This window comes from Pantoea sp. ME81, assembly GCF_903970985.1.
In the GTDB taxonomy this organism is placed as follows: domain Bacteria; phylum Pseudomonadota; class Gammaproteobacteria; order Enterobacterales; family Enterobacteriaceae; genus Pantoea; species Pantoea communis.
Genome location: NZ_CAJCKS010000267.1, coordinates 1 through 4,680 on the forward strand (window position 1 = coordinate 1; position 4,680 = coordinate 4,680).

The window sequence follows — 4,680 nt, forward strand, 5'->3', positions numbered from 1 at the left end:
GGTCGAATATCGCCGTAACCAGAAGCAATTGCGTGAAACCCCCGCTTTGCCGATAGGCCTGACACAAAATAGTACGCAGGCGCACCAACTGATTCAACAAGCGCTGGATCAGGGGATTAACACCCTGGATACCCACGAAGTGCAGCCGGTGCTGCAAGCGTATGGTTTGTCGACGCTACCGACCTGGATTGCGAGTGACAGCCGTGAGGCCGCCACTATTGCCGATCAGATTGGTTATCCGGTGGCGCTTAAGCTGCGGTCGCCAGATATTCCACACAAATCAGAAGTTCAGGGCGTGATGCTGTATTTGCGCAGTTGTGAGGAGGTTGAGCAGGCCGCTGAAGCGATATTTGATCGCGTGCGCCACACCCATCCTCAAGCCCGAATTGATGGATTGCTGGTACAAAGCATGGCGAATCGTGCGGGTGCGCAGGAATTACGCGTGGTAGTGGAGCAAGATCCGCTGTTTGGTCCCATCATTATGCTGGGTGAAGGCGGTGTAGAGTGGCAGGCCGATAAACAGGCGGCTGTCGCACTCCCCCCATTGAACATGACGCTGGCGCGTTATCTGGTGATTCAGGCGATGAAGAGCGGCAAAGTGCGCAGTCGCAGTGCGTTGCGTCCACTGGATATTGCCGGGCTGAGCCAATTGCTGGTGCAGGTTTCAAACCTGGTCGTGGATTGCCCTGAGATCCAGCGGCTGGATATCCATCCGCTGCTGGCCTCCGCTAATGAATTCACCTTGCTGGATGTCACGCTGCAACTCGCGCCCTTTACCGGTGATAACGAAGCGCGTCTGGCGATTCGCCCTTACCCGCATCATCTTGAAGAACAGGTGCAGTTGAAAGATGGACAGTATTGCCTGTTTCGCCCAATTTTGCCCGAGGATGAACCACAGCTGCGCGCATTTATCGCTCAGGTGACGAAAGAGGATCTCTATTACCGTTATTTCAGCGAAATCAATGAGTTTACCCATGAAGACCTCGCCAATATGACCCAAATCGATTATGACCGGGAAATGGCGATTGTTGCAGTACGACAGCACGACGGGAATGATGAGATTATTGGTGTGACGCGTGCGATCTCGGATGCCGATAACATTGATGCGGAATTTTCGGTGCTGGTGCGTTCCGATCTGAAAGGACTCGGGATGGGCAGACGTTTGCTGGAAAAGATGATCCGCTATACCCGCGATCATGGTCTGCAACAATTGAACGGTATCACCATGCCACACAACACGGGCATGATTACGCTGGCACGAAAACTGAATTTTCGTGTGAATATTCAATTGGATGATGGCATTGTCAGCCTGAATTTACCGCTCGGTGAGGCGTGATGATATCCTGTACAGAAAGGTAAAAATCCTCCTTATCAGGCCGGTTGATGTTATTATTTACCGTTAGGATCATGATTTGATGGCAAAAGGCCATGCAATGAACAGAGAAGAAGTGCACTGTGATGTTGTCTAAATTTAAACGCAATAAACACCAACAACACCTCGCACAGCTGCCTAAACTGTCACAATCCGTGTCGGATGTGACCACGCTCTACTCGCCTGCCGAGTTTCGTGAAACCCTGCTGACGAAAATCGCGACGGCGGAAAAACGCATTTGCATCGCCGCGCTCTATCTCGAGAACGACGACGGCGGGCGTGGCATTATGCAGGCGCTTTATGCTGCGCGTCAGGCACGTCCGGAGCTGGATGTCAGCATTCTGGTGGATTGGCATCGTGCGCAGCGTGGTCGAATTGGCGCCGCTCGTGGACTGACCAACGCTGATTGGTATTGCGAGATGGCAGCACAGCATCCCGATATCGCTATTCCAGTGTATGGCATTCCCGTTAACACGCGTGAAGCACTTGGCGTACTGCATCTGAAAGGCTTCATTATTGATGACACCTTACTGTATAGCGGCGCCAGCCTGAATGATGTTTATCTGCATCAGCATGATAAATATCGCTATGATCGCTATCAGCTAATCCGCAATCCACAATTGGCGGACACCATGTACGCGTGGATTTGCGAAAATCTCAAGCAGTCCGATGCGGTTAATCGCCTTGACCAGACTGAGCGTCCATCCAGCCCTGAAATTAAAAACGAAACACGCCAGTTCCGCCAGGATTTGCGCAGTTTTAACTACCAGTTCGCGGGGAATACTGACAATGAGTCACTGGCGGTCACGCCACTGGTGGGCCTTGGCAAACGCAGTCTGCTCAATAAAACCATCTTCCATTTGATGCCGTGCGCCGAGCGTAAACTGACGCTGTGCACGCCTTACTTCAACCTGCCAGCGATCCTGGTGCGTAATCTGATCCACCTGCTGCGTCAGGGTAAAGAAGTGGAGATCATCGTGGGCGATAAAACCGCCAACGATTTCTACATCCCGCCTGATCAGCCGTTTAAAATCATCGGCGCACTGCCCTATCTGTATGAGATCAACCTGCGACGCTTTCTGAGCCGTTTGCAGTATTACGTCAATAACGGCCAATTGACGGTGCGTTTGTGGAAAGACGGCGAAAACAGTTATCACCTGAAAGGCATTTGGGTGGATGACGAGTGGATGATGATTACCGGTAATAACCTTAATCCGCGCGCCTGGCGACTGGATTTGGAAAATGCGGTGCTTATCCATGATCCGAAGAATGAGCTGGCAGAACAGCGCGAGAAAGAGCTGGCGTTGATTCGTGAACATACCACGACGGTTCAGCACTTCCGCGAATTAGAGAGTATTTCTGACTATCCGGCGAAAGTACGTAAGTTAATACGTCGTCTACGCCGTATCCGTATTGACCGTCTTATCAGTCGCTTACTCTAGCAGATGCGTGCGTTCATCCTCTGCGTCGTTTTACTTTGTAGTGGATGTGCGCATGTGGCACAAGATAACTGGACCGGTAAGGACAAAGCCGAACACTTCTTCTCTTCTGCCGTGCTAGCCGCTGCCGGCAGTGAAATCTCCCAACACCAGCATCACAGCCGTGGACAAAATTTACGTTTTGGCTTTTTGTTCTCGCTGAGTTTTGGCGTAGGAAAAGAGTTATATGACAGCCGCTCCTCGGGGAGCGGCTGGAGTTGGAAAGATCTCAGCTATGACGTTGCGGGAGCGGCCACTGGCGTTGCCTTGTGGAATTTAAGCCAATAATCACAGTGCAATGCCCTTCCCTTTGCGATGGAGCATCAGGGAAATAACGAAGGCCAACGCCCCCATAGCCGACACATACCAGAAGAAACTGGTTTCAATCCCCTCTTTCTTCAGCAGTAAAGCGACATACTCGGCCGAACCACCAAAGATCGCATTAGCCACCGCATAAGATAAGCCAACACCTAGCGCGCGCACTTCTGGCGGGAACATTTCTGCTTTCAGAATGCCACTGATGGCGGTATAGAAGCTGGTGATAATCAGCGCCAGCATGATCAGTGCAAATGCGGCCCAACCGCTCTGCACATTTTGCAGCATCATCAGGATCGGTACGGTACAGATCGCTGCACCCGCACCAAAGATCATCATCGAGGATCGACGGCCGATCTTATCTGAAAGCGCTCCAACGATCGGCTGAATCAACATGAAGACGAATAATGCAGCTGTCATCAATCCACTGGCGCTGCGTGCATCCATCCCTGCCGTGTTGACGAGATACTTTTGCATATAGGTGGTAAAGGTGTAGAAGCTCAGTGAACCGCCGGCAGTAAAACCCAATACCATCAGAAATGCGCGTGAGTGATTGCGCAGCAAACCCATAACGCTGCCCGCATCTTTATGTTCCCGATTCTTTTTCTCGGAGGTTTCATTCAGTGAGCGACGCAGCCACAGAGCGACCACAGCCAGCACGGCGCCAAGGAAGAAGGGGATACGCCAACCCCAACTGCGCAACTCTTCGTCGCTGAGGATCTGTTGCAGCACCACTACGGTAAGAACCGCTAACAGCTGCCCGCCGATCAGCGTCACATACTGGAATGATGCGTAAAATCCTTTACGGCCCTCTAAAGCGACTTCACTCATATAAGTGGCGCTGGTGCCATACTCTCCTCCCACTGACAACCCTTGAAACATACGCGCCAGCAGCAGGATCACCGGTGCCGCTACGCCAATTTCGCCGTACCCTGGCAGGCAGGCGATCACCAGGGATCCTAAACACATCATGCAGACAGAAATCAGCATTGAGTTTTTACGTCCATGGCGATCGGCGATATAGCCAAACAGCCAGCCACCAATCGGACGCATCAAAAATCCAGCAGCGAATACGCCTGCTGTTTGCAGTAACTGCGTAGTGGTATCGCCTGCCGGGAAGAATACATGCGCGAAATAGAGTGAGAAAAAGGAGTAAACGTAGAAATCAAACCATTCGACCAGATTGCCTGATGATGCGCCAACAATCGCCCAGATGCGCTGTTTGCTGTTTATCGTTGATTCAGATGGTGCCACTTTTTGTTGTAGTGAGTCGGTCATGTCTTACCTCATTTCCTTGCGATAAATTAATGCCAAAGGATTCAGTAAAGCACGTGTTGGGCGGTTTCGGGAATTGGATGACGTTGAAGGTGCTAATTTGTGATTAGTAAGGGATTTTGGGGTGAAATTAGGGCGATTGCATGCAATTTCAGCGTTATATAGACGTAAAAAAACCCTGAACTTTCGTTCAGGGTTTCTTCACTTGTTTGATGCCTGGCAGTTCCCTACTCTCGCATG

At 51.2% G+C, this 4,680-nt stretch carries 4 protein-coding genes; 3 read left to right on the forward strand and 1 reads right to left on the reverse strand.

The window, feature by feature from the left end; genetic code table 11:
* The 3 genes from H7A81_RS25835 to H7A81_RS25845 form a co-directional block, all read left to right on the forward strand.
* Window positions 1-1,336, forward strand: a 1,336-nt coding sequence (locus tag H7A81_RS25835) for a GNAT family N-acetyltransferase (RefSeq protein ID WP_182059171.1), incomplete at its 5' end; no start/stop codon positions are given.
* A gap of 122 nt (window positions 1,337-1,458) precedes the next feature.
* Window positions 1,459-2,814: a CDP-diacylglycerol--serine O-phosphatidyltransferase gene (pssA, locus tag H7A81_RS25840; RefSeq protein ID WP_182059172.1), complete on the forward strand. Its 1,356-nt coding sequence runs from the start codon at window positions 1,459-1,461 to the stop codon at window positions 2,812-2,814.
* 3 nt (window positions 2,815-2,817) lie between these two features.
* Window positions 2,818-3,138 carry a YfiM family lipoprotein gene (locus tag H7A81_RS25845; protein WP_034825456.1) on the forward strand — a complete coding sequence of 107 codons (321 nt, stop codon included), beginning with the start codon at window positions 2,818-2,820 and terminating at the stop codon, window positions 3,136-3,138.
* On the opposite strand, the gene H7A81_RS25850 is transcribed toward H7A81_RS25845, so the two are convergent.
* Window positions 3,139-4,443 carry an MFS family transporter gene (locus H7A81_RS25850; RefSeq protein WP_160869954.1) on the reverse strand — a complete coding sequence of 435 codons (1,305 nt, stop codon included), beginning with the start codon at window positions 4,441-4,443 and terminating at the stop codon, window positions 3,139-3,141.
* Between the last annotated feature and the right edge of the window lie 237 nt (window positions 4,444-4,680).